Origin of the sequence: Sulfitobacter sp. AS59, assembly GCF_038899995.1 — a bacterium.
Classification (GTDB): Bacteria; Pseudomonadota; Alphaproteobacteria; order Rhodobacterales; family Rhodobacteraceae; genus Sulfitobacter.
Genome location: NZ_JBBMQK010000002.1, coordinates 466,273 through 488,547, shown reverse-complemented (window position 1 = coordinate 488,547; position 22,275 = coordinate 466,273). Strand labels below are relative to the sequence as shown.

Annotated in this window: 24 protein-coding genes; 10 read left to right on the top strand and 14 right to left on the bottom strand. The window is 57.3% G+C overall.

The genetic code is table 11. The features are described from left to right. Positions 1-4: 4 nt before the first annotated feature. From WNY39_RS06655 to lgt, 5 genes are all read right to left on the bottom strand, one after another. Complete coding sequence (locus tag WNY39_RS06655) at positions 5-694, bottom strand: Hint domain-containing protein (protein WP_342844839.1); 690 nt, start codon at positions 692-694, stop codon at positions 5-7. A 336-nt stretch (positions 695-1,030) separates the two neighbouring features. Next, positions 1,031-1,174 carry a hypothetical protein gene (locus tag WNY39_RS06650; RefSeq protein WP_342844838.1) on the bottom strand — a complete coding sequence of 48 codons (144 nt, stop codon included), beginning with the start codon at positions 1,172-1,174 and terminating at the stop codon, positions 1,031-1,033. A 286-nt stretch (positions 1,175-1,460) separates the two neighbouring features. Then, positions 1,461-2,216 (bottom strand): peptidoglycan editing factor PgeF, encoded by a 756-nt coding sequence (gene pgeF / locus WNY39_RS06645; protein ID WP_342844837.1) that lies wholly within the window; start codon positions 2,214-2,216, stop codon positions 1,461-1,463. Further along, positions 2,213-3,277: an SAM-dependent methyltransferase gene (locus WNY39_RS06640; RefSeq protein ID WP_342844836.1), complete on the bottom strand. Its 1,065-nt coding sequence runs from the start codon at positions 3,275-3,277 to the stop codon at positions 2,213-2,215. The genes pgeF and WNY39_RS06640 overlap by 4 nt, the downstream gene beginning before the upstream one ends. Beyond that, positions 3,274-4,158, bottom strand: coding sequence for a prolipoprotein diacylglyceryl transferase (gene lgt, locus WNY39_RS06635; protein WP_342844835.1), 885 nt, complete (start codon positions 4,156-4,158; stop codon positions 3,274-3,276). Before lgt ends, WNY39_RS06640 begins: the two co-directional genes overlap by 4 nt. Before the next feature lie 96 nt (positions 4,159-4,254). Between lgt and WNY39_RS06630 the strand changes: the two genes are divergently transcribed. The 5 genes from WNY39_RS06630 to WNY39_RS06610 all read left to right on the top strand — a co-directional run bounded on the left by WNY39_RS06630 (position 4,255) and on the right by WNY39_RS06610 (position 7,467). Next, positions 4,255-4,497 carry an accessory factor UbiK family protein gene (locus WNY39_RS06630; RefSeq protein WP_342844834.1) on the top strand — a complete coding sequence of 81 codons (243 nt, stop codon included), beginning with the start codon at positions 4,255-4,257 and terminating at the stop codon, positions 4,495-4,497. A gap of 338 nt (positions 4,498-4,835) precedes the next feature. Next, complete coding sequence (locus WNY39_RS06625) at positions 4,836-5,336, top strand: YbjN domain-containing protein (RefSeq protein WP_341233975.1); 501 nt, start codon at positions 4,836-4,838, stop codon at positions 5,334-5,336. 37 nt (positions 5,337-5,373) lie between these two features. Continuing rightward, positions 5,374-6,189, top strand: a complete 816-nt coding sequence (gene proC / locus WNY39_RS06620; protein ID WP_342844833.1) for a pyrroline-5-carboxylate reductase — start codon at positions 5,374-5,376, stop codon at positions 6,187-6,189. Continuing rightward, positions 6,182-6,520 (top strand): tRNA-binding protein, encoded by a 339-nt coding sequence (locus tag WNY39_RS06615; RefSeq protein ID WP_342844832.1) that lies wholly within the window; start codon positions 6,182-6,184, stop codon positions 6,518-6,520. The genes proC and WNY39_RS06615 overlap by 8 nt, the downstream gene beginning before the upstream one ends. After that, the gene (locus tag WNY39_RS06610; RefSeq protein WP_342844831.1) at positions 6,517-7,467 is read left to right on the top strand and encodes a D-glycerate dehydrogenase; all 951 of its coding nucleotides are present in this window, start codon (positions 6,517-6,519) and stop codon (positions 7,465-7,467) included. The genes WNY39_RS06615 and WNY39_RS06610 overlap by 4 nt, the downstream gene beginning before the upstream one ends. Here WNY39_RS06610 and WNY39_RS06605 read toward each other — a convergent pair. The 5 genes from WNY39_RS06605 to WNY39_RS06585 form a co-directional block, all read right to left on the bottom strand. Then, on the bottom strand, positions 7,464-8,042 hold the full coding sequence (locus tag WNY39_RS06605; RefSeq protein ID WP_342844830.1) for a thymidine kinase: 579 nt from the start codon (positions 8,040-8,042) through the stop codon (positions 7,464-7,466). The genes WNY39_RS06610 and WNY39_RS06605 overlap by 4 nt on opposite strands. A gap of 101 nt (positions 8,043-8,143) precedes the next feature. Beyond that, entirely contained in the window at positions 8,144-9,268 is a 1,125-nt protein-coding gene (locus WNY39_RS06600) for a beta-ketoacyl-ACP synthase III (RefSeq protein WP_342844829.1), read from the bottom strand. Positions 9,269-9,598: 330 nt separating this feature from the next. After that, positions 9,599-10,669 (bottom strand): RelA/SpoT domain-containing protein, encoded by a 1,071-nt coding sequence (locus WNY39_RS06595; RefSeq protein WP_342844828.1) that lies wholly within the window; start codon positions 10,667-10,669, stop codon positions 9,599-9,601. A gap of 213 nt (positions 10,670-10,882) precedes the next feature. After that, positions 10,883-14,215 carry a carbamoyl-phosphate synthase large subunit gene (gene carB, locus WNY39_RS06590; RefSeq protein ID WP_342844827.1) on the bottom strand — a complete coding sequence of 1,111 codons (3,333 nt, stop codon included), beginning with the start codon at positions 14,213-14,215 and terminating at the stop codon, positions 10,883-10,885. A gap of 194 nt (positions 14,216-14,409) precedes the next feature. Next, on the bottom strand, positions 14,410-15,174 hold the full coding sequence (locus tag WNY39_RS06585) for an alpha/beta fold hydrolase (RefSeq protein ID WP_342844826.1): 765 nt from the start codon (positions 15,172-15,174) through the stop codon (positions 14,410-14,412). Positions 15,175-15,228: 54 nt separating this feature from the next. On the opposite strand from WNY39_RS06585, the gene WNY39_RS06580 reads away from it, so the two are divergent. Next, a complete protein-coding gene (locus WNY39_RS06580) occupies positions 15,229-15,603 on the top strand; it encodes a hypothetical protein (RefSeq protein ID WP_342844825.1) in 375 nt (124 codons plus the stop codon). Here the strand turns inward: WNY39_RS06580 and WNY39_RS06575 are convergent. Together WNY39_RS06575 and glyA are read right to left on the bottom strand one after the other, a co-directional pair. Continuing rightward, positions 15,594-15,995 carry a cupin domain-containing protein gene (locus tag WNY39_RS06575; protein ID WP_342844824.1) on the bottom strand — a complete coding sequence of 134 codons (402 nt, stop codon included), beginning with the start codon at positions 15,993-15,995 and terminating at the stop codon, positions 15,594-15,596. The two genes, WNY39_RS06580 and WNY39_RS06575, sit on opposite strands and share 10 nt — an antisense overlap. Positions 15,996-16,187: 192 nt before the next feature. Beyond that, positions 16,188-17,465, bottom strand: coding sequence for a serine hydroxymethyltransferase (gene glyA / locus WNY39_RS06570; protein ID WP_342844823.1), 1,278 nt, complete (start codon positions 17,463-17,465; stop codon positions 16,188-16,190). Positions 17,466-17,634: 169 nt separating this feature from the next. Between glyA and WNY39_RS06565 the strand changes: the two genes are divergently transcribed. Continuing rightward, complete coding sequence (locus tag WNY39_RS06565; RefSeq protein ID WP_342844957.1) at positions 17,635-18,390, top strand: NAD kinase; 756 nt, start codon at positions 17,635-17,637, stop codon at positions 18,388-18,390. Between the two features lie 109 nt (positions 18,391-18,499). Further along, positions 18,500-18,700, top strand: coding sequence for a CsbD family protein (locus tag WNY39_RS06560; protein ID WP_341233986.1), 201 nt, complete (start codon positions 18,500-18,502; stop codon positions 18,698-18,700). A gap of 67 nt (positions 18,701-18,767) precedes the next feature. Here the strand turns inward: WNY39_RS06560 and WNY39_RS06555 are convergent, their stop codons facing one another. Next, complete coding sequence (locus WNY39_RS06555) at positions 18,768-19,010, bottom strand: peptidase (RefSeq protein WP_341233987.1); 243 nt, start codon at positions 19,008-19,010, stop codon at positions 18,768-18,770. Between the two features lie 172 nt (positions 19,011-19,182). Between WNY39_RS06555 and WNY39_RS06550 the strand changes: the two genes are divergently transcribed. After that, complete coding sequence (locus tag WNY39_RS06550; RefSeq protein WP_342844822.1) at positions 19,183-19,875, top strand: DUF4336 domain-containing protein; 693 nt, start codon at positions 19,183-19,185, stop codon at positions 19,873-19,875. A gap of 57 nt (positions 19,876-19,932) precedes the next feature. Here the strand turns inward: WNY39_RS06550 and WNY39_RS06545 are convergent, their stop codons facing one another. Beyond that, complete coding sequence (locus tag WNY39_RS06545) at positions 19,933-21,825, bottom strand: propionyl-CoA synthetase (RefSeq protein WP_342844821.1); 1,893 nt, start codon at positions 21,823-21,825, stop codon at positions 19,933-19,935. A gap of 274 nt (positions 21,826-22,099) precedes the next feature. On the opposite strand from WNY39_RS06545, the gene WNY39_RS06540 reads away from it, so the two are divergent. Continuing rightward, positions 22,100-22,228: a malic enzyme gene (locus WNY39_RS06540; protein WP_341233990.1), complete on the top strand. Its 129-nt coding sequence runs from the start codon at positions 22,100-22,102 to the stop codon at positions 22,226-22,228. Positions 22,229-22,275 lie beyond the last annotated feature (47 nt).

The window sequence follows — 22,275 nt, the reverse complement described above, 5'->3', positions numbered from 1 at the left end:
CCCCTTAAGCGGACAGTGCCATGTCTGATCTGGCCGGCGCACGCGGATGGCACAGCGCGCCAAAGTCAACTTCGCTTCTGATATGTGGAAACATTCCCAAAAACTGGTCGCGGTGACGTATTGGGACCTCGCGCAGAAAATCCATGCCAGGGTGGAATGTCTCAACGTGCAGGCCGCCCACTGTAATGGTCGCATGATCCTCAAGGCAAAGATGGTACAGGCGAACGGGCGTCGGCGGCGTAATCTCGATCACATTCACACCATCAACCAGATCGCGCACCGACGTAAGCACTTCAGTCTGGGTGCCGTCGCCGCGCATGTCTAATGGCGTGTGCAAAATCCGTGCAGCTGGACCAAAGGTTAAAAAACCCGCAGGACGTCCGGCCCCAAGGCTGTCAGCCATGACCCGCACCAAGGGCGTGCGCTGACCTGTATCTGCCGGTACGAATGAACTGGACCCGATCCACAGCAGGGGTGCCGCAGTGCCATCGCTCTTCATGATCATGTCACCGGGGTGCAGGTCTTCGACGGGAATGTCGCCGTCGGTCGTGAGGACAGGGGACCCATGGGCAAAAGCAGCGAACGCGTTCTCAAAAACCGGAAGGGCAGGTGCCTGATCTTGACCGATAAACACAGTTCCATCGGCGCGCTTGGCAACGATTTCGTAGCTTCGGCAAGGCTGTTTTATCTGCATTTTCGGCCCTCGTGTTAGGTAAGAGGTATAATAGCCTCGTGCGCTGATGTCATTAGAGAGCGAAATTCGTTTAGATACGATTGAGGGGGATGTCGCGTTCTGTATCATTGTGTCACTTTCGATTTAGGCATCGCATGGGTTAGGCCCGCGCGGGTTCGCACGATAAGAAATATGCATGAAAGGGTGCTGGCTCTTGCATTCGACCCCAAGGCAATTGCGCGGGGCGCAATGCATTGGCGTCGAAGTACAGATGGCTTTTCAGCCGATGCGCCAAACCTTGATCCGAACGCGCCTTGCGCGGCGTGGGTGGTTTAGCGCCTTAGCGGGTGTATTAACTTATGCTGTCTTGCGCACAGGTTGGGGTGCATTGCGTGATGCAATAAAGGCTGCCCGACGTGCACCGCGTGCCCAAGGCATTTGCGTTGTTTCTTTGGCTGCGGCAGCAACTACGGATTTGATAAAGCGTGTGTTCGTCTTCATGATCGTATCCCCTTCGATTGGTGGCGTCTGTTCGTTGGGACCAATATGCAAAGGCTTTTGGGCAGGGATAGGGCGTGAAAAAAGTTCTTTTTCTGTAATTGAAACGCCCGCAGTTAGATTTGTGACGATTTCGCCCCAATCGCATTGATCGCTATGTTTTGTGGGTGATTTCGTCGCCTGCGGTCGCCGGGCTGCGGACCGTCGAGGGCAGGGGGATGGGCAACTGATGGGGTATCTGGCAAAACCATGGCAGATATCCGCCGCATTTTCGTCAAATTATCCCTGCTCAGAGGGTGATTGCCGCGATCAAACGACCATAGTCAGCTTCTTTTGAGTGAGTCGTGCGGCGGTAGGAATAGAATCGGTCGGGATCACCATAGGTACAGTGGCGCGTCCATTCCGCATGGCCCACGCCTGCAGCGCGCAATCGGTTCAAGCCAAAGCCAGGCAGATCAAATTGCATGCGATCATCTGCACCATTGGCGAAATATCGGGCATAGTCTGGATCTTCTGCAAGGAAATCCTCGATAAACTCGGGCCCGACTTCGTAGGCCCGTTGGCTGATGCAGGGGCCGATGACGGCGCTAATGTTGTCGCGCTGCGCGCCCAAAGCCTCCATCGCTTCGACGGTGGCCGCCAGAACCCCATCCAGAGCCCCGCGCCATCCGGCATGGGCGGCCCCGATCACGCCTGCGTCACGGTCGGCAAACAAAACCGGTTGGCAGTCGGCCGTCAAAACCGAAAGCGCAATCCCCGGGGTGGCAGTGACCAAAGCATCGGCCTGCGGCTTTTCATCAAGCGGCCCATCGACGGTGATCGCCGTTGCTGAATGGATCTGATGCACACCGACCAAATGGGTTTCCGGCACGCCCATGGCATCCGCTACCCGGCCCCGGTTGATCTGCACGATCTCGCGCTGGTCCGAACTGCCATAGCCGCAGTTCAACCCGGTAAAGACGCCAGAAGACGCCCCGCCGCGGCGCGTGAAAAAGCCGTGTCGCAGGTCACCCAGACAATCGGATGTTAGAATTTCAAGTGTCATGGTTCCAATCCCGGTGGCGGTATCTGTGTCGGTGGATACACCCCGATTACCTTGAACAGGTTTCCCATTTCAGCCGGGTGCGTCAAGCGCCGATGTGCGGCAATATGCGCCTCAAGCGTGGGGCCGTCCATCGTCTTGGCTAAATCTTGCGCACGCTGCGTGATGCCAAGCCTTTCAAGGAAAACACCCTGCGGGGTCACGCGGGTATGCAGGGCGGGGGATGCGGCTGCGGCCAATTGTTCAAAGTCGACATGCGCGGTCAGATCACTGGTGCCGGGGGCCGTCAGCGGGTTGGTCTTTTCATGGGCGTGTAGCGCTTGGAACGTATCGCCCAAACTGCGCCAATCACCATAGTCTATAATAATGGCCGCCCCATCATGCGTGGCAATACGGGTCGAGAGTGCGTGCATGATTGGCGCAATTTGTGCGCAATCTTCAATCAGGTCGCCCTCGGCAGTATCGTCAAGGCGTTGGGCAAGGGCGGGCTGCGGCATCACTGGCCCCAGCCCAAAGCTGAGCGCACCGTCTGTCACACCGATTTGCCGTTCGCGCCAGCCATCGCCGCTGCGGATGAATTGACGGATGGGCAGCGCGTCAAAGAATTCGTTCGCGACCAAGTAAAGCGGTTGATCGGGCAGAGCATCTGCGGTGTCGGCCCAGCCAACCTTGTACCCCGCCAATGTGGCGGCTTGGATGTCGCGCAGCTTGGGCGACGCTTCGACCAGCGTAATCTGGGCCGCATCAACAAAGCCGGGCACATTCCGGGTCGCGCGCAAGATGTCTGACATCAATGTGCCGCGTCCGGGGCCCAGTTCGGCCAAGGTGAACCGCGTCGGCGCCCCTTGGGAAAGCCATGTCTGGGCAAGGCACAGGCCGATCATTTCGCCAAACATCTGGCTGATTTCAGGGGCGGTGGTGAAATCGCCCTGAACGCCGAACGGGTCGCGTGTGGTGTAATAGCCATGGGTCGGATGCAGCAGGCAGGTCGCCATATATTCGTCGACACGCATGGGGCCATTGGCGTGTATCTGGGCTTTTATATGGTCCAGCAGGTCGCTCATGCGGCGCGTCTGGCCCGCAGAATGAAAAATGCCCCGACCGCAATCATTGGCAGACACAGGATTTGCCCCATGGTCAGACCATAGCCGCCGACCTCCCACGCAAGACCCAGCGGATTACCGGGGGTGATGAACTGCGCATCCGGCTGGCGGACAAATTCGACCATGAACCGCGCAATGCCATATCCGGCCAGAAACGTGCCACCGATCAGGCCGGGGGATTTCAACGCACCGCGCCGCCATGCCATGTACAATAGTAACGTGCCGAGGATCAGCCCCTCGAGCAGAGCCTCGTAGAGTTGCGAGGGGTGGCGGGCGCAGATGCCAAGTACATCGGGACAGTCTTGTGCGGCAACGGTTGGGAATGCCACGCCCCATGGCAGATCGGTCGGGCGTCCCCAAAGCTCTGCATTGATGAAATTGGCCAAGCGGCCCAAAAACAACCCCGGTGCGAGGCCAAGGGCCACCATATCGCCAGTTGAAATTTTATTCAGGCCGTGGCGGCTGGTGAAGACGAACAACGCAACAAGCACGCCAATTGCGCCCCCGTGGAAGGACATCCCGCCCTCCCAAATCCGCAGGATCTGGAACGGATTTTGCAGATAATAGGCAGGCTGATAAAATAGCACATAGCCAAACCGCCCGCCCAAGATCACGCCCAAGATGACCCAGAACAACAAGTCTTCGACCCGTTCTTTGGTCATGACCGGGGTCGCGTCTTTCCAATATTCGGGGTGGTTGACGGTACGCACCACGATGCGCCACCCGATCAGGATGCCTGCAATATACGCAAGCGCATACCAACGCAGGGCAAAGGTCATGCCAAATAATGAAATCGAGAAAATCTCGGGCGATATATTCGGGAAGTCGATCATTGCGTTCATGGAGGCGATTGAGCCTGCCCGTGCGGCGAAGTCAACCTTGCGAGAACACGAATTGAACACCATATAGAGAGTAACCGCTGATCAGGAGAGACCAAAATGCAAACCCGCAACAAGATTTTTGACGATATTTCGCAGATGATGACCAATGCTATGGGCGTCGCACAAGGGGCCAAAACCGAGGCGGAAACCGCCATGAAAGGTATGATGGACCGTTGGTTGGCCGACCGGGATTTCGTAACCCGCGATGAATTCGATGCGGTGCGCGCGATGGCCCAGAAAGCCCGTGAAGAGAACGAGGCGCTCAAGGCACGTCTGGACGCGATGGACGCCAAAGGCTAATCGCCGCTTTGAGTTCCGTTTGAATTCAGCAAAAGGCATCCGGATTTGCGTTCGGGTGCTTTGATTATTTTGTGGGCAGGGCGGTTTCGCGGCGTATCTGCCCCACATCGGCGCGCAAACCTTTGTTAACCATGAAATTTTTGTGACGTTATCCACAAATAACTGCGGTTATCCCCCAGCTTTTGCATCTATCCCCAGAAAAAGACTTGCCAGACCGGCATCATATGCGCACCATATCTTGTATAGGGTGCGGAAATATTCCCCACCCTATAGTGAACTCACCCAAGTATAGAGGTGCCATTGGTGCTGATATACCCAAGAAGATACGAGGTGGTAACATGGCCCTAAGCGAGCAATACCTTGACGACGAAATCCATCCCATCGACATCGTCGAAAATCTGGCTGCTTTCAACGACTGGGATTTTGACAGAATATCCGATGAACAAATCGCAATGGCTGTCGAGGGCCAGTGGCGGACCTATTCGATCACGCTTGCATGGTCCGCCTATGACGAAACACTGCGGTTGATCTGTTCGTTCGAAATGGACCCACCAGCCGAAAAACTGCCCGAGCTGTATCATCTGTTGAACGATATGAACGATCAATGCTGGGCGGGTGCGTTTACCTATTGGTCCGAACAAAAGACGATGATCTATCGCTATGGTCTGGTGCTGACAGGCGGGCAAGAGGCGTCTGCCGAACAGATCGACACGATGATTGGTGCGGCTGTTCTAAGTGCGGAACGTTACTATCCTGCTGTTCAACTTGTGCTTTGGGGCAACCAAACGCCCAAGCAAGCGCTTGAGGTTGCCATTGCAGAGGCCTACGGCCACGCGTAAGTGTTGCCCCCAAATGTAAAAATTGGGGGCTATCGCGATGAAAGATACACGTATTGCTAAAGACGGCTTGGTTCTGCTGGGCTGCGGCAAGATGGGTTCGGCGATGCTGGCCGGTTGGCTGGCACGTGGTTTGCCGAAATCATCGGTTTGGGTCATCGACCCATATCCATCTGACTGGCTGAAAGATCAGGGCGTTCAACTGAACGTCGATCTGCCTGCCGCACCGGCCGTCGTTCTGGTCGCTGTGAAACCGCAGATGATGGGCGATGCCTTGCCGACGCTGCAGGCGATGGGCAACGGTAAGACCGTGTTCGTCAGCGTCGCCGCCGGTACCACAATCGCAACTTTTGAAAAAACCTTGGGGGCGCAAACGCCGATCGTGCGCGCCATGCCCAACACGCCCGCCGCCATCAGCCAAGGTATCACCGCCATTGTTGGCAATGATCATGTCGGGGCCAAGGGGATGGACGAGGCCGAGGAACTGCTAAGCGCCGTGGGCGATGTGGTTCGATTGGACGAAGAGGCGCAGATTGATGCGGTCACTGGCGTCAGCGGCTCTGGACCGGCCTATGTGTTCCACATGATCGAAACCATGGCGGCTGGCGGTGTGGCCCAAGGGCTAAGCCCTGAACTGGCGTTGCAACTGGCAACCGCGACTGTGGCGGGGGCAGGGGCCTTGGCCAAAGCGGCGGACGAAGACCCCACGCAATTGCGCAAAAACGTGACCAGCCCAAATGGCACCACACAGGCCGCGCTCGAAGTATTGATGGATGAAGCAAACGGTTTTCCGGCCCTGCTAAAGCGCGCTGTCGCTGCTGCTGCTGATCGGTCGAGGGAGCTGTCACGTGACTGAGATCAGCTTTGACGACTTTATGGCCGTTGATATCCGGGTTGGTACGGTAACACGTGCCGAACCTTTCCCCGAGGCGCGTAAACCCGCCATCAAGATGTGGATCGATTTCGGGCCGGAGATTGGCGAGCGTAAGACATCTGCGCAGATCACGGTCCACTATACGCCCGACGGTCTGGTCGGCACCCAAGTCATGGGGGTCGTGAATTTTCCACCACGCCAGATCGGGCCGTTCATGTCCGAGGTGTTGGTGTTGGGACTGCCTGATGAGAACGGGGCAGTTGTGCTGACGCGGCCCGCGCAGCCCGTCCCAAACGGAGGACGGATGCATTGACCAAACTCTTGATTGCCCGCCCGGCCCCCGACGAAGTGCGTGCAGCGCTTGCTGATTTTAACGTGACATACCGCGATATCGACACGCCGATGTTGGCTGATGAAATGCGCGCGGCGCTACGTGAGTATGATGGTGTTTTGCCGACATTGGGGGACATGTTTTCCGCCGAGCTGTTCGCGCAGGAAGAAAACCCGCGCTGCAAGATCCTCGCAAATTTTGGCGTTGGGTATAACCACATCGATGCGGCGGCCGCCAAAGCCAGCGGCATCCAAGTGTCCAACACACCCGGTGCCGTGACGGATGCCACCGCAGATATCGCCATGACTCTGATGCTGATGACAGCGCGCCGCGCCGGCGAAGGCGAACGGCTGGTGCGGTCCGGCGCGTGGACGGGGTGGCATCCATCGCAGCTGTTGGGGATGCATTTGACGGGCAAGACCGTTGGTATCGTTGGCATGGGCCGGATCGGCCAAGCGGTGGCGCAGCGTTGCCATTTTGGGTTTTCGATGCCGGTGAAGTATTTTAGCCGCAGCGCCAAGGACCTTGCCTATGACGCCGAACATATCAGCGACCTAAAGGCGTTGGTTGCCGCCGTTGATGTGGTCGTGATTGCCGTTCCGGGGGGCGATGAGACGCACCACCTGATCAACGCCGATGTGCTGGCAGCGATGCAACCTCATGGCCTGCTGATCAATATCGCCCGCGGCAACATCGTCGATGAAAACGCGCTGATTGATGCTTTGCAGGCAGGGTCCATCGGCGGTGCGGGTTTGGACGTTTACGAATTCGAACCGGCGGTTCCAGACGCGTTGCGCGCCTTGGACAACGTGGTTCTGTTGCCGCATTTGGGCACAGCGTCCCACGAGGTGCGGTTGAATATGTGGATGATGGCGGTCGATAATCTAAAGGCCGGTGTCGCAGGGCAAACGCCCCCGAACGCAGTTTAGCGCCCGACGGCCGCGCGCCAGTGGCGACGGCAGAGCGAGACATAAGTCTCGTTCCCGCCAATCTGCACCTGCGCGCCCTCTTTGATGGCTTGTCCCTGTGCATCCTGACGTACCACCATCGTGGCTTTCTTGCCGCAATGGCAGATGGTGCGCACTTCGCGCATTTCATCCGCGAGCGCGAGCAACGTGGCAGAACCGGGGAACAACAACCCCCGAAAATCGACCCGCAACCCGTAGCACATGATCGGCACGCCTAAATCATCGACGGCGCGGGCCAATTGCCAAACTTGTTCTTCGCCCAGAAATTGCGCCTCGTCGATAAAGATGCAGGCGCAGGGGCCTGCCTCCAGACGGTTCTTGATCTTTTCAAACAGGTCTTCGTCGGTGCCGAATGTATCAGCCTCTTGGCCGATGCCGATGCGTGACGCGATACGCCCGTTGCCCGCACGATTGTCAAATTGCGCCGTGAGCAAATACGGGACCATGCCGCGCTCCACATAGTTATGGGCGGCTTGCAGCAGCACAGTGGATTTGCCTGCGTTCATGGTCGAGTAGTGAAAATAAAGCTTTGCCATGGGTCCCTTTACAGGCAGTCGGGGCGGGCGTTCAAGATGGGGGTGGCGAATTGGCGCGTTGGTGACTTGCGGTCACAAAAACCGTAGATATACGCCTGCGCTTACCCGTGGCGTTCAACCAGTACAGAGCCGACGGAATATCCCGCACCAAATGAACAGATCAGCCCGACATCACCTTCGGCCAAATCGCTGGAATATTTGGAAAACGCGATGATGGATCCGGCGGATGATGTGTTTGCATAGTCTTGCAGAATGTTGGGCTGTTCGCCTGCCTCTGGTGCGCGGCCAAGCACTTTGCGCCCGATGAAATCATTCATCGATTTGTTTGCCTGATGCAGCCAAAGCCGTTTCAGATCAGCGGCTTCAACCCCGTCGTCGGCCATGTGGCCAGCGATGTGATCGGCGACCATGGGCAGCACTTCCTTGAACACTTTGCGCCCGTTTTGCATGAATTGCATGTCGCGACGGTCCGCAACACCATCGGGGCGCGACCGGCGCAGGAAGCCGTTGTTGTTGCGGATGTTGTTCGAGAACTGCGTGGCACAGCGTGTCGATTTAATCTCGAAATAGGGGCCGGTGGCATCCTCTGCCCGTTCAATCAAAACGGCCGTGGCAACGTCACCAAAGATGAAATGGCAATCACGGTCGCGCCATTCCAAATGCGCGGAACAAATCTCGGGGTTCACGACCAGCGCCGACCGGATCGATCCGGACCGTATCATGTCGGCTGCGGCCTGAATGCCAAAGGTGGCCGATGAACAGGCGACGTTCATGTCAAAGGCAAAGCCGTTGATTTCCAACAGGTCCTGTATTTCAATCGCCACCGCAGGATAGGCGCGTTCCAGGTTAGACGCGGCGCAAATCACCGCATCTACATCCGCCGCCGTCTTGCCCGCATCAGCCAATGCCTTTTGCGCGGCGTCCAGCGCCATTTCGGCCATTATCCCGGGTTCATCATCCGACCGTTGGCGCAGCAGCGGGTGCATCACCTTTGGGTCCAGAATACCGGTTTTGTCCATGACATAACGTTGCTCAATGCCCGACGCCTTAAATATAAACTCTTCCGAGGAATGATCCTTGGCCGCAAGGGTGCCCGCTGCGATCTCGTCCGCATGTTCGACGTTATAAAGATCGGCATAGGCGTTAAAGGCGACAACCAGCTCGGCGTTGGTGATAACCTGATCCGGCGTGAAAATCCCGCTACCGGTGATGGCTGGTGTGTACATGATGAACCCTTTCTTGCAGACCACCGATAAAGCCCAAAACAAGCAGTAAGGTCAAGCTGAAGCGCCCCGCTTTGCGCCCGTATTCGTGATAAACGGTTGTCATGTCGGGGGCTTGATTGCACTGTCGTTTAAGCCCTGATCAGATTGACGCGGTGTCTCTGACACGCCGCACGGTGATCTTTGTGAAGAGAGAGGCGCAACGGCCAGAGGAAGTGGAGCGGGTAGCGGAGTTGAGGCGGCGGCAGGGGTGATACTATCGCTGGTTCAGTTTTTGCATGCGGAGGTAAGAAGTTCGAAACATAGGAGTTTTCGTTTTTCTTTAGCCAGTTGTTATGAGTTGAACTTTTGATTGAATAGGTCGCTGCAAGCGGTTTCTGTTAATTCAACAAATTCGCGGGCGTCTGAGAAGTAGTTTTTGAAACCAAACCGCACGCTTTCGGCGTCATCTGCTGCAACAAGTACAACATCTGTATTGTCATCTTTCTCGCGTTCAAGTCTGAAGTACTCAGCAACCGCGGTTCTGAAATCTGGATACGATTTAACGGTTACCTCATCGCGAATTTCGTTAAATATCAAAATGGAATTGCGGCTAGATGTAAACTCTTCGTCGGAGGGTTTGACGCCCTTTAGCGTCTTTAACATTCCGTGCTTTTCTTCAAGCTTCATAAACTCTGATACTAGTTCTTGGTTCGTATCTTCAAGCTGTCGGCACGTATGTGGCTCATAACGCCTTCTCAGCAACTCACTCGCTAAAACAAAATATCTTAGATACTCTTCCGGAGCATTTGAAAATTTACCGTGATTATCAGTGAATTTGTCGCATATTTCTACTGCGGTTGCCCACGCATGTTGAACAGTAGTTCGGTACTGAATTTCAATGTTGAGGCCATTCCATTTTTCTCCGCCAGCCCCCTTAAGTGAACCACCTTGCTTAGCTCTGTATTCAAACACGTCGTGCACGCCTCGATATCCGGAGGTTTTTGGATGATCGATATAATTGTATGCATCTAATACTTCATTGCCGTTAGTTTTAACTCTTCTTTTATGTGAAAAGCGTGACCGGTTAAACTCACGTCGAAAATTCTGGAGCTGGTCAAGGCTATCAAACACGATACGGCATCCAACTATGTCATGCATGCGGGAAAGCTGCATAGTTTCAAATCGAACCAGCTTGTTTTGAATGGTATCAAGGCGTTTTATTCTTTGAACCGGTGTTCGAGCCGAAATCAATTTTGCACGGCGACGTAAGTTGGCTTGGAAGGTGTTTAATACGTGATTGTGTGCAGCCCTCCAGTTCTCAATAATGCTTAAGTCTTCGGAGCTCTCTGCCGCCTCAGATAGTCTCTTTCCGGCGCGATTGACGGCACTCTTAGAATGTTCTGGGGAAATATCTTTCGACACCTGTTTAACCTTTTAGGTTTCTACTACTTTTAGTATCGCTATGCTTTCGCCCGGAATCAAGCCGCAGGCACCGGGCCATCGCCTGCCCGCCCCACGGGTAGGCGATTTATCACGGCTGGGCACGCCTTGGATAACACACATCACGGCAGCGGGCATAAAGTGGTCAAATCAACGGTTGCATCGCCTTCTCGCGGGCAGGTGATGCCCCTTGGATTAACCCTGCAAGCTTTTCACGCCAATCTCGTCCTCGGCCTGTGCTTTGATCGCCAGTGCGGCCGCGTAAGAACCCGCGGCGGTCGTGAAGTACGGGATCTTGTCGTACAGCGCGATGGAGCGGATGGATTTGCTGTCTTCGACCGCTTGCGCGCCTTCGGTGGTGTTCATCACCAGATGGATCGCTTCGTCCTTCATCATGTCGGTGATGTCGGGGCGGCCTTCGTAGACTTTGTTGACGATCTGGCACGCTATATCGTGGGATGTCAGCCAATCTGCGGTGCCACGGGTGGCGACAATGGTAAAGTCTTGCTCTAGCAGGATGCGCGCGGCGCTTAGCATGTCGTCGGTTTTGTCCATGTCCTTGATCGACAGGAAGGCGCAGCCGTTGCGGGGCAGCGGGTTGCCGGCACCCATTTGCGCCTTGAGGAAGGCGCGGGGAAAGTCGCGATCCCAGCCCATGACTTCACCGGTCGAACGCATTTCCGGCCCCAGCAGCGTGTCGACACCGGGGAAGCGGGCGAAGGGCAGAACCGCCTCTTTCACGGAGAACCACGGCATGTTCGGGTCGGCCAGCGTCATCGGGTCGCCCAGCGGCAGCACGTCGTCATAGGCGGCGTCGGCGTTATAGGGCGCGCGCAGCGGGAAGTTCGACAGCGGTTCGCCCGCCATGATCCGTGCGGCGATGGATGCGATAGCGCTGTCCGTTGCTTTGGCCACGAAGGGCACGGTGCGCGAGGCGCGCGGGTTGACCTCGATCAGGTAAATCTCGCCGTCTTTGATCGCGAACTGGATGTTCATCAGGCCAACGACATTCAGCGCAAGCGCCAGCGCCTTGGTCTGTTTTTCGACCTCTGTGATGATCTCGCGGGACAAGGAATAGGGTGGCAGCGAACAGGCGCTGTCACCGGAGTGAACGCCCGCCTCTTCGATGTGTTGCATGATGCCCGCGACGTGGACGTTTTTGCCGTCACACAGCGCGTCAACGTCCAGCTCGACCGCGCCGGACAGGTAGTTGTCGAGCAGCACGGGGCTTTTGCCCGAAACGACAACCGCCTCGCGAATATAACGCTCAAGGCTGGCCTGATCGCGGACAATCTCCATCGCACGACCACCCAAGACATAAGAGGGGCGGATCACCAGCGGGAAGCCGATGTCGGCGGCGATTTCCAGCGCCTCGGCGTCGGAATGGGCGATGCCGTTGTGGGGCTGTTTCAGGCCAAGCTTTTTGACCAGATCTGCAAAGCGTTCACGGTCTTCGGCAAGGTCGATCATGTCGGGCGTGGTGCCAAGGATCGGGATGCCAGCATCTTGCAAGGCTTGCGCGATTTTCAGCGGGGTTTGGCCGCCGAATTGCACGATGACACCGTGCAGCGTGCCGTTTTCCTGCTCGACGCGCATGATTTCCATGACGTGTTCAAAGGTCAGCGGCTCGAAATACAAGCGGTCCGATGTGTCATAGTCTGTCGACACGGTTTCGGGGTTACAGTTGACCATGATGGTCTCGTAACCCGCGTCGGTCAGCGCATAGCAGGCGTGACAGCAGCAATAGTCGAACTCGATGCCTTGGCCGATGCGGTTCGGGCCACCACCCAGGATCACGACCTTTTTGCGGTCGGACGGGCGCGCCTCGCATTCGACTTCGTCAAAGGCGGGGGATTCATAGGTGGAATACATATAGGGCGTTTGCGCCTCGAACTCGGCGGCGCAGGTGTCGATGCGTTTGAACACGGCCTTGACGCCAAGGTTCAGGCGGGCGCGGCGCACGTTGTCTTCGTCGCGGCCTGTCAGTGTCGCAAGGCGCGCATCGGTAAAGCCCATCATCTTGAGCTGGCGCATGCCGGTCTCTGTCAGCGGCAGACCGTTGTCGCGCACGGTTTCTTCGGCCTCGACGATCTCGCGGATACGGGCAAGGAACCACGGGTCGAACATGGTCACACCGTGGATATCGACGTCGGACATGCCGTGGCGCATCGCTTGGGCGATGGTGCGCATGCGGTCGGGGGTTTGCTTGCTGATCGCTTTGATAAGGGCGGCCTGCTCGGGGGCACCGGGAATGTCGATTTCGTCAAAACCGGTCAGGCCGGATTCCATCGAGGCCAGTGCTTTTTGCAGGGATTCGTGGATGGTCCGGCCAATCGCCATCGCCTCGCCCACGGATTTCATCGCGGTGGTCAGATAGGGTTCGGAGCCAGGGAATTTCTCAAACGCGAATTTCGGGATCTTGGTGACGACATAGTCGATTGTCGGCTCAAAGCTCGCTGGGGTGACGCCGGTGATGTCGTTATCAAGCTCGTCCAGCGTAAAGCCAACGGCCAGCTTGGCCGCGATTTTGGCAATAGGGAAACCGGTCGCCTTGGATGCCAGTGCGGAGGAACGCGACACGCGCGGGTTCATTTCGATCACGACCATGCGGCCATCTGCCGGGTTCACGGCCCATTGCACGTTCGATCCGCCGGTTTCCACGCCAATCTCGCGCAGGACGGCGATCGAGTGGTTGCGCATGATCTGGTATTCTTTGTCCGTCAACGTCAACGCGGGGGCGACGGTGATCGAATCGCCTGTGTGTACGCCCATCGGATCGACGTTTTCGATGGAGCAGACGATGATGGCGTTGTCGGCGGTGTCGCGCACGACCTCCATCTCGAACTCTTTCCAGCCCAGCAGGCTTTCGTCGATCAGGATTTGACCCATCGGCGACGCGTCCATGCCCGAGCGGCAGAAGAATTCATAATCGTCGCGGTTATAGGCCACACCGCCGCCCGTGCCGCCCATGGTAAAGGCGGGGCGGATGATCGCGGGCAGACCGACATATTCAAGTGCTTCGAGCGCGATGGCCACACCCGCGGCGAGGTCTTTTTTACCCGCAGCATTCTTAGGCGCGGTGACGATGGTGGCCTTGGGGTTTTCGATACCCAGGCGATCCATCGCTTCGCGGAACAGCTGGCGATCTTCTGCCATTTCAATGGCTTCGCGCTTGGCCCCGATCATCTCGACGCCGTATTTTTCCAGCACACCCATCTCTTCGAGAGCAAGGGACGTGTTCAGCCCGGTCTGGCCACCCATGGTTGGCAGCAGCGCATCGGGGCGTTCTTTTTCGATGATCTTTGCGACAATTTCAGGGGTGATCGGTTCGATATACGTGGCGTCCGCCAGCCCGGGGTCGGTCATGATGGTGGCGGGGTTGGAGTTGACGAGGATGACGCGGTAGCCTTCCTCTTTCAGGGCCTTACAGGCCTGAGCGCCGGAGTAGTCGAATTCGCAGGCCTGACCAATCACGATGGGCCCCGCACCAATGATCATAATCGATTTGATGTCGGTTCTTTTTGGCATGGTTCAGGCCCCCGGATATTTGCAAATTCTCCGCGTTATAGGCTTTGGGGGGAGAGGTGCAAGGGGGGATGGCTGCTATCTGGTCGGGTTTTGGTTTTGGGAATGGTGGATTGGGGCGCTGCCCCAAACCCCGGGATATTTAAGAGCCAGAGAAGGAGGGGCGTTTGGCCGGGCGGCAGCGGGCATGTTTGAGTTTAGCTGTGATCCAAGAAGGTGCGTACTGAGGCCTCGAACGCGCGGGGGTTTTCGGCGTGCAGCCAGTGGCCTGCGTTCGGGATTTTTGCGAAATGGGCATTGGGGAATAGGGATTTGATCAGGGGGCGGTATTCGGCCTGTACGTAATGCGACGCCGCGCCTGACAAAAAGAAGGTCGGGCCGTTGAAGGGGCCAGTGACGTTGTCAGGCCATCCGACGATTTGGGGCATCTCGGCCTCGAGCACATCAAGGTTCAGTTTCCATGCCTTGTTGGCCACGTCCAGCGATTGGGTGAAAAAGCTTTGCAATGCGGGTTCGACCCCGGCGGCGGCAAGCTGGTCTTGGGCGTCGGATCGGCGGGTGAGCGTGGAAAGATCAACGCTGCGCATGGCGTCGATAAAGCCCTGTTGGTTATGATCATAGGCGACGGGGGCGATGTCGGCGACGATCAGGCGGCGCACCAGTTCTGGGTGTTGTAGGGTCAAAACCATCGACGCCTTGCCGCCCATCGAGTGGCCGCACACATCCATCGGTGCGCCGATGTGGCGAATAAGCTCTGCCAGATCGGCGGCCATATCCGGATAGGTCTGCGTGTCTGCGCGCGGGCTGTCGCCGTGGTTGCGCATATCAACGGTGATCACCCGGCGGGTGTCGGACAGCCGTTTGGCGATCACGCCCCAATTCCGGCCAGAGCCGAAGAGGCCATGGACAATCAAAAGGGCGGGGGCATCGGTTGTGGTGCCATATTCTGAGAAGTTAAGCATGCTGCGAGATTTAGGGCCATTGCGGCAGATAGACCAGAGTGTTTAGAATATTGCATGCTGAGCCAAAAAGACATTCGCAAGAAAACGCATGTGGTGCGCCGCCAGTTAGAATTGAAGCTGGGTGTGCGGGGGCGTGATCTGGAGCATGCGTTGCGCAAGGCGCGGCGTCGTTTGCCTGTTGCCATCCATGCGCAGGCAAGCGCCTTGGCCGAGGCTGAATTTTTTGCGGAAAACCCGAAGATGGCGCGGCGTTTGGACGGGCGTGAGGTGCGGGCTGCGTTTGACAACGTGATGACGCATTTGCGCGGCATTAATGTGGCCGAGGCCCGTAAGGATCGCATCCTTGGTGTTGTTGGGAGCGTTGCGTTTAGCCTATTGTTCGTGGCGGCGGCATTTGTTGGTTTTCTTTGGTGGCGCGGTTACGTTTGACCGGCGTATTGCGCGTCAGTGACATGCTCTAGCCAGTCTACGGCTTTTCCGTCCAAGGCTTCTTGGATGGCGAGATGGGTCATTGCGCAGTCCGGGGCGGCACCGTGCCAGTGTTTTTCGCCGGGCGCGAACCAGACGGTATCGCCGGGCCGCAAGGATTTGATCGGCCCGCCATGGGATTGGGCCAGACCGGCACCTGACAATACCACTAGTGTTTGACCCAAGGGGTGCGTGTGCCATGCGGTGCGCGCGCCGGGTTCAAACGTCACTGTGGCTGCGCGGATGCGGGCAGGGTCGGGGGCGGAGACGACGGGATCAAGGCGCACGGTACCGGTGAAATAGTCTGGTGATCCTGCTTCGGAGGGGCGGGAGCCTGTGTGCTTGATATCCATGGGGCCCTCTTTGTCATAGGAATGAGTGTCGGAGGATCACGTTAGATCGCGCGAATTGCAAGGTGCATGATATGTGCCCCGGCGGCTGATGCGGCCGGGGCTGTTTTGGTGAGGGTGAGGGGGCGCTGCCCCCGCCCTGACGGGCCCCCCGGGATTTAGATCCATTTGGAAATGGAAGGGGGCCAGAGAGGTTTAGAGGTTTGGGTAAATGGGGAAGCGGACGCAGAGCGCTTCGACTTCGGCTTTTACCTTGGCTTCGACGTCGGCGTTGCCATCGGCACCATTTGCAGCAAGGCCATCGACGACTTCGATAATCCAATCGGCGACTTGGCGGAACTCGGCCTCGCCGAAGCCACGGGTTGTGGCGGCGGGGGAGCCGAGGCGAATGCCCGATGTGATCGTTGGTTTTTCCGGATCGAAGGGCACGCCGTTTTTGTTGCAGGTGATGTGGGCGCGGCCAAGAGCCTTGTCCACGATGTTACCTGTCACGCCTTTAGGGCGCAGATCGACCAGCACGACATGGGTGTCAGTGCCATGGGTCACGGTATCAAGCCCGCCTTTGATCAACTGATCGCTCAGCGCTTGGGCGTTTGCGATGACTTGTTTGATGTATGTTTTAAACTCGGGCTGCAGCGCTTCGCCAAAGGCGACGGCCTTGGCGGCGATGACATGCATCAGCGGGCCACCTTGGATGCCTGGGAAGATAGCGGAGTTGAACTTTTTCGCCAGCGCCTCGTCATTGGTGAGGATCATGCCGCCGCGCGGGCCGCGCAGGGTTTTATGGGTGGTTGTGGTCGCAACATGGGCATGGGGGAAGGGCGAGGGGTGTTCGCCTGCCGCAACCAGACCTGCGAAATGGGCCATGTCGACGTGCAGATACGCGCCGACCATATCGGCGATCTCGCGCATGCGTTTGAAATCGATCTGGCGCGGGATAGCGGAGCCACCGGCGATGATCATCTTGGGCTGGTGTTCTTTGGCAAGTGCTTCGACTTGGTCATAGTCGAGCAGATTGTCCTGTTTGCGCACGCCGTATTGAATGGCGTTGAACCATTTTCCCGATTGGTTCGGCTTGGCACCATGGGTCAGGTGGCCGCCTGCATCAAGGCTCATCCCGAGGATGGTGTCGCCCGGCTGCAAGAGGGCCTGAAACACGCCTTGGTTCGCCTGAGATCCGGAGTTTGGTTGCACGTTGGCAAAACCGCAGCCGAACAATTCCTTGGCACGGTCGATGGCCAGATTTTCCGCCACGTCGACAAATTCACACCCGCCGTAATAGCGACGGCCCGGATAACCTTCGGCATATTTATTGGTCATCACAGAGCCTTGCGCCTCCATCACGGCGGCAGAGACGATGTTTTCGGAGGCAATCAATTCGATCTCGCTGCGCTGGCGGCCCAGCTCGTCTGAAATGGAGCCGAAAATGGCGGGGTCTGCTTGCGACAAGGATTTGGTGAAGAAACCGGACATTTGGTGTTCCTTTTGGAAAGGGTATGAGTTGCGCGTTGTCTATCCCAAACCGTTGACGGGGTGAAGGTCGTATTCCGTCGGACGGGACGACATAAACGGCAAAGCTGGTAGAGCGGTGGATAATGTGGTTCTTTCGCGTCAGAATATCCTCGATTGGAAACATGCACCGATGAAAATCGCCTTTACCGCCAGCCGCGCTGATGTCGCCCAAACTGCGTTGCACGCGCTGAGCAAGCGGTATGGCAATGTGCCCGCGGCCGAGGCCGAGGTGATTGTGGCGCTGGGCGGCGATGGTTTCATGTTGCAAACCCTGCATGACACGCAGGCGTTGAAAGTGCCGGTTTATGGTATGAACCGGGGCACCATCGGGTTTTTGATGAACGAATACACCGAGGACGCGCTGATCGAGCGTTTGAAGGCGGCGGAGGAAGCCGTGATTAACCCGCTGGTCATGGTTGCGACCCACGCCGATGGCACAACGTCTATGGGACTGGCGTTGAACGAGGTGGCGTTGCTGCGCGAGGGACCGCAGGCCGCGAAGCTGCGGATCAGCGTGGACGGGCGCGTGCGTATGGAAGAACTGGTGTGTGATGGCGCACTTTTGGCGACGCCAGCAGGGTCGACGGCGTATAATTATTCAGCACATGGGCCGATCTTGCCGATCGGGGCCGATGTGCTGGCGTTGACTGCTGTGGCGGCTTTCAGGCCCAGACGGTGGCGCGGCGCGCTCTTGCCGAAAACGGCAACGGTGCGGTTTGATGTGCTTGAGCCCGAAAAACGGCCTGTGATGGCCGATGCCGACGGCATTTCCCACCGCCATGTTGTGTCGGTCGAGATTAGATCAGACCCCAAGATTTCGCACAGTATCCTGTTTGACCCGGGCCACGGGTTGGAAGAGCGGTTGATCAGCGAACAATTCACCTGAAGTTGCGCTTTCCGCGGGAACTAAATCAGCGACCAGACGTTTGTGTAATGAGACGCGAAAGGCACCCTGATGGTGCTGGAAACGCCGCTAAACATGATGGAGAACCGCTATGAATTGGGATACAGTCAAAGGCAATTGGAAACAGATGACCGGCAAAATCAAAGAGGAATGGGGCGACCTGACCGACGATGATTTGACCGAAGCTGCTGGCGAACGCGATCAGTTGGTTGGCAAAATCCAAGCCAAATACGGCGTGGCCAAAGACGAAGCCGAAAAGCAAGTCGACAATTTTTTGGCAAAGCATAACTAAGCCGATTTGAATATTGTGGAAAGGCGGTCCTTGGGGCCGCCTTTTTTATGCGCGGGGTCGTGATTGTTTAGATCAAAAAATACCGCGCGATGCCGTACACATAAAGCGCCGAGAACATCATGTTGAGGTATTTAAGCTGTGGTTCGGTCCGCAACCAACCGCAGTAAACCCAAATCAGGCAAAAGGGCAGGCTGAACAGCATCGCTGCCAATTGCCACCCTTGTACCAGACTGATTGTGCTGAAAATGCCCAAGCCGACCGCAGTCCATTTCAACTGCTGTTCAAAGGCGGCAAGCCGTAAAAGTATCATCGTGAAAGCTCTCTGGAAACCAGCGCCGTGAACCCGGCGATCTGGTGGGTTTTTGGTAATCCAATGCGCTTAAGATCGCAATAACGGTTTTCTGGTGGCTCGGGGGATTGGAAAATTGGGCGCTCGCGGTGTAGCTTTGCGATGAAGATGCTTAGGAAGGGACCGATTTATCGTGACACCTTTTGGCTCAAAGCTTTGGCTATGTAATGGTCCGGCGGTCACGGGTGCCGCAGGGTTCAAGTTTCCCACGCGCATGGCTGTCATCCAACTGCCGGGGGACGCCGGGCTGTGGGTTTGGTCGCCGGTCGCCTTGACGCAAGATATTCGCGATGCCGTCGATGCGCTTGGTCCCGTCCGTCATTTGGTGGCCCCCAACAGTCTGCATTATAGTTTTATAGCGGAGTGGGCAGCGGCTTATCCTGATGCGCGGGTGTATGCCGCGCCGGGCCTAACGGAAGAGGTTGCTGGAACAGCAATTCATTCAACGATCAGCGACGAACCCGAAGCAGCTTGGGCCGGCGCGGTGGATCATGTTGTCGTCCGTGGAAACAAGATCACGACCGAGGTTGTGTTTTTCCATAGGGAGTCGGCAACGGTGCTGGTGACGGACCTTGTGCAGCAGATTCCACAAGGATGGTATCGCGGCTGGCGCGCTGTGGTGGCGCGTCTGGATCTGATGACAGCCCCGATTCCGTCGGTTCCGCGCAAGTATCGTATGGCCACAACGGACAAAGATGCGGCGCGTGATGGCATTGGGCGCGTTTTGGAATGGCCGTCCGAGCGTCTGGTGATGGCGCATGGTGCGCCGATACCGTCTGGCGGGAAAGATGCGTTGCAGCAGGCTTTTGGCTGGCTCATGCGGTAGGCTTGGTCGCCTAACCGCTTTGTGCAAAGAGCAAGGCAGCCCTTTCTGCCCTGTCCATCATTCCTTTGCGTAGCCGATTGTCTGAAGCGCCGCTTTGATCTCGTCCAGAATGGCGGGGTCGTCGATGGTGGCGGGCAGTTTGAATGGCTCTCCATCGGCGAGTTTGACCATGGTGGCGCGCAGGATTTTGCCGGATCGGGTCTTGGGCAGGCGGTCCACGACGAGCGTCAGTTTATAGGCGGCGACCGGGCCGATCTGGTCGCGCACCATCTGAACGCATTCGGCGGCGATCTCGCTATGCGGGCGGTTCACGCCTTTGGACAGACAGACGAAACCCATCGGGGCTTGGCCCTTTAGCGCGTCGCTGACACCGATCACGGCGCATTCCGCCACGTCCGGATGCGCGGCGAGGACTTCCTCCATCGCGCCGGTGGACAGGCGGTGCCCGGCGACGTTGATCACGTCATCGGTGCGGGCCATGATATACAGATAGCCGTCTTCGTCGATCATACCTGCATCGCCGGTTTCGTAATATCCGGGATAGGTGGTCAGATAGCTTTTGCGAAACCGGTCTTCGGCATTCCAAAGCGTGGGTAAGGTGCCGGGGGGCAGGGGCAGTTTGATCGCGATGGACCCCAGCGTGCCTGCGGGTTGCGCATGACCGGCCTCGTCCAGAATTTGCACGTCATAACCGGGCATGGGTACGGTGGGCGATCCTACCTTGACCGGTAGCGCCTCGAGCCCTGCTGGGTTGCCCGCGATGGTGAAACCGGTCTCTGTCTGCCACCAGTGGTCATAAACAGGCAGGCCCAGCTTTTCCTGCGCCCAGATAACGGTATCGGGGTCGGCGCGTTCGCCGGCCAAGTACAATCCGCGCAGGCTGGAGATATCGTATTTGGCAATTTCCAAGCCGTCCGGGTCTTCGCGTTTGACGGCGCGAATGGCGGTCGGCGCGGTAAAGAAACTGCGCACGTTATGTTCTTCGATGATCCGCCAAAAGGTGCCGGCATCGGGGGTGCCGACGGGCTTGCCCTCGAACACAATCGTTGTGTTGCCGTGGATCAACGGACCATAGCAGATATAGCTGTGGCCCACGACCCAGCCCACATCGGATGCGGCCCAGAACACATCGCCGGGATCGACGTTATAGATGTTTTTCATCGTCCAGTTCAGCGCGACCAGATGGCCAGCCGTGTGCCGCACGACGCCCTTGGGCGCGCCGGTGGTGCCGGACGTATACAGGATATAGGCGGGGTGGTTGCCGTCGACGGGCACACAATTGGCGGGGGTAACGCCGTCTTGGGCTGCGTGCCAATCCAGATCGCGCCCTGCGATCATATCGCAGGGGGATTGGTCGCGCTGCAGGATCATACAAAAATCAGGCTTGTGATCCGCCTGCTCAATCGCGCTGTCCAGCAGGGGTTTGTATTTTACGATACGGTTCGGCTCCAACCCGCAGGACGCGGCAAGGATCGCCTTGGGGGTGCAGTCATCGATCCGAACGGCCAATTCATGTGCGGCAAAACCGCCAAAGACAACGGAATGCACCGCGCCGATCCGGGCGCAGGCCAGCATCGCCTCCAACGCCTCGGGGACCATAGGCATATAGATGATGACGCGGTCGCCTTTGGTCACGCCATTGGCCTGTAGCGCCCCGGCGACAGAGGCCACACGGGTTTGCAATTCGGCGAATGTGATCTTGGTTTGGGTGCCGGTGATGGGGCTGTCGTGAATGATCGCCACCTGATCCGCGCGGCCGTTTTCAACATGGCGGTCCACCGCGTTATAACAGCCGTTTACCTTGGCCTCGGCGAACCATTCATACAGGCCGTCGCCCTTGTCGAACATCGCTTGGGTGGGGGGCTGATCCCAGTCAATCGCTTTGGCTTGGTCCAGCCAATAGGCCTCTGGATTATCCTGCCAGTTTTTATAGGTGTCTTGATACCCCATGTGCGGCTCCCTCCCGTGATCGCTTGGTCCTTGTGTTAGGCCACAGTCGCAGGGCAGAGCAAGGTTCTTGGCAAGGCTAGGCGGCCATTGTGAAAGAAAGTTTACAGGTTTTGACAGGGGAACGTTGAAGGGATTTACAAAGCATTACGATAATTGATGTCGAAAACAGGCGTCTTTGTCGAATCTGTATCAGTATTGCCGGCGCGCGCTGGTAGGATCATCCGCAGGGGCCGTATCCCACTGGCCTCTCGTCTTTAATCAAAGGTTTAGGACAATGGGTGACAAGATCGCCAACAAAAAGAAAAAGGCCAAAGCAGACGCGCGGCCTGCCAAGCAGCCAGTTGCAGCAATGGCTGATATCAAACCGGTTTTTGCAGCCAAGGGTGGTAAATCTGCAAAGTAAACCGGACTGATTGATGGAATGCACGCCGCCCCAAACCGGGCGGCGTT

Coding starts and splice junctions, on each gene's coding strand:
- WNY39_RS06655 (WP_342844839.1), bottom strand. CDS start 694: ATGCAGATAAAACAGCCTTGCCGAAGCTACGAAATCGTTGCCAAGCGC.
- WNY39_RS06650 (WP_342844838.1), bottom strand. CDS start 1,174: ATGAAGACGAACACACGCTTTATCAAATCCGTAGTTGCTGCCGCAGCC.
- pgeF (WP_342844837.1), bottom strand. CDS start 2,216: ATGACACTTGAAATTCTAACATCCGATTGTCTGGGTGACCTGCGACAC.
- WNY39_RS06640 (WP_342844836.1), bottom strand. CDS start 3,277: ATGAGCGACCTGCTGGACCATATAAAAGCCCAGATACACGCCAATGGC.
- lgt (WP_342844835.1), bottom strand. CDS start 4,158: ATGAACGCAATGATCGACTTCCCGAATATATCGCCCGAGATTTTCTCG.
- WNY39_RS06630 (WP_342844834.1), top strand. CDS start 4,255: ATGCAAACCCGCAACAAGATTTTTGACGATATTTCGCAGATGATGACC.
- WNY39_RS06625 (WP_341233975.1), top strand. CDS start 4,836: ATGGCCCTAAGCGAGCAATACCTTGACGACGAAATCCATCCCATCGAC.
- proC (WP_342844833.1), top strand. CDS start 5,374: ATGAAAGATACACGTATTGCTAAAGACGGCTTGGTTCTGCTGGGCTGC.
- WNY39_RS06605 (WP_342844830.1), bottom strand. CDS start 8,042: ATGGCAAAGCTTTATTTTCACTACTCGACCATGAACGCAGGCAAATCC.
- WNY39_RS06600 (WP_342844829.1), bottom strand. CDS start 9,268: ATGTACACACCAGCCATCACCGGTAGCGGGATTTTCACGCCGGATCAG.
- carB (WP_342844827.1), bottom strand. CDS start 14,215: ATGCCAAAAAGAACCGACATCAAATCGATTATGATCATTGGTGCGGGG.
- WNY39_RS06585 (WP_342844826.1), bottom strand. CDS start 15,174: ATGCTTAACTTCTCAGAATATGGCACCACAACCGATGCCCCCGCCCTT.
- WNY39_RS06580 (WP_342844825.1), top strand. CDS start 15,229: ATGCTGAGCCAAAAAGACATTCGCAAGAAAACGCATGTGGTGCGCCGC.
- WNY39_RS06575 (WP_342844824.1), bottom strand. CDS start 15,995: ATGGATATCAAGCACACAGGCTCCCGCCCCTCCGAAGCAGGATCACCA.
- glyA (WP_342844823.1), bottom strand. CDS start 17,465: ATGTCCGGTTTCTTCACCAAATCCTTGTCGCAAGCAGACCCCGCCATT.
- WNY39_RS06565 (WP_342844957.1), top strand. CDS start 17,635: ATGAAAATCGCCTTTACCGCCAGCCGCGCTGATGTCGCCCAAACTGCG.
- WNY39_RS06560 (WP_341233986.1), top strand. CDS start 18,500: ATGAATTGGGATACAGTCAAAGGCAATTGGAAACAGATGACCGGCAAA.
- WNY39_RS06555 (WP_341233987.1), bottom strand. CDS start 19,010: ATGATACTTTTACGGCTTGCCGCCTTTGAACAGCAGTTGAAATGGACT.
- WNY39_RS06545 (WP_342844821.1), bottom strand. CDS start 21,825: ATGGGGTATCAAGACACCTATAAAAACTGGCAGGATAATCCAGAGGCC.
- WNY39_RS06540 (WP_341233990.1), top strand. CDS start 22,100: ATGGGTGACAAGATCGCCAACAAAAAGAAAAAGGCCAAAGCAGACGCG.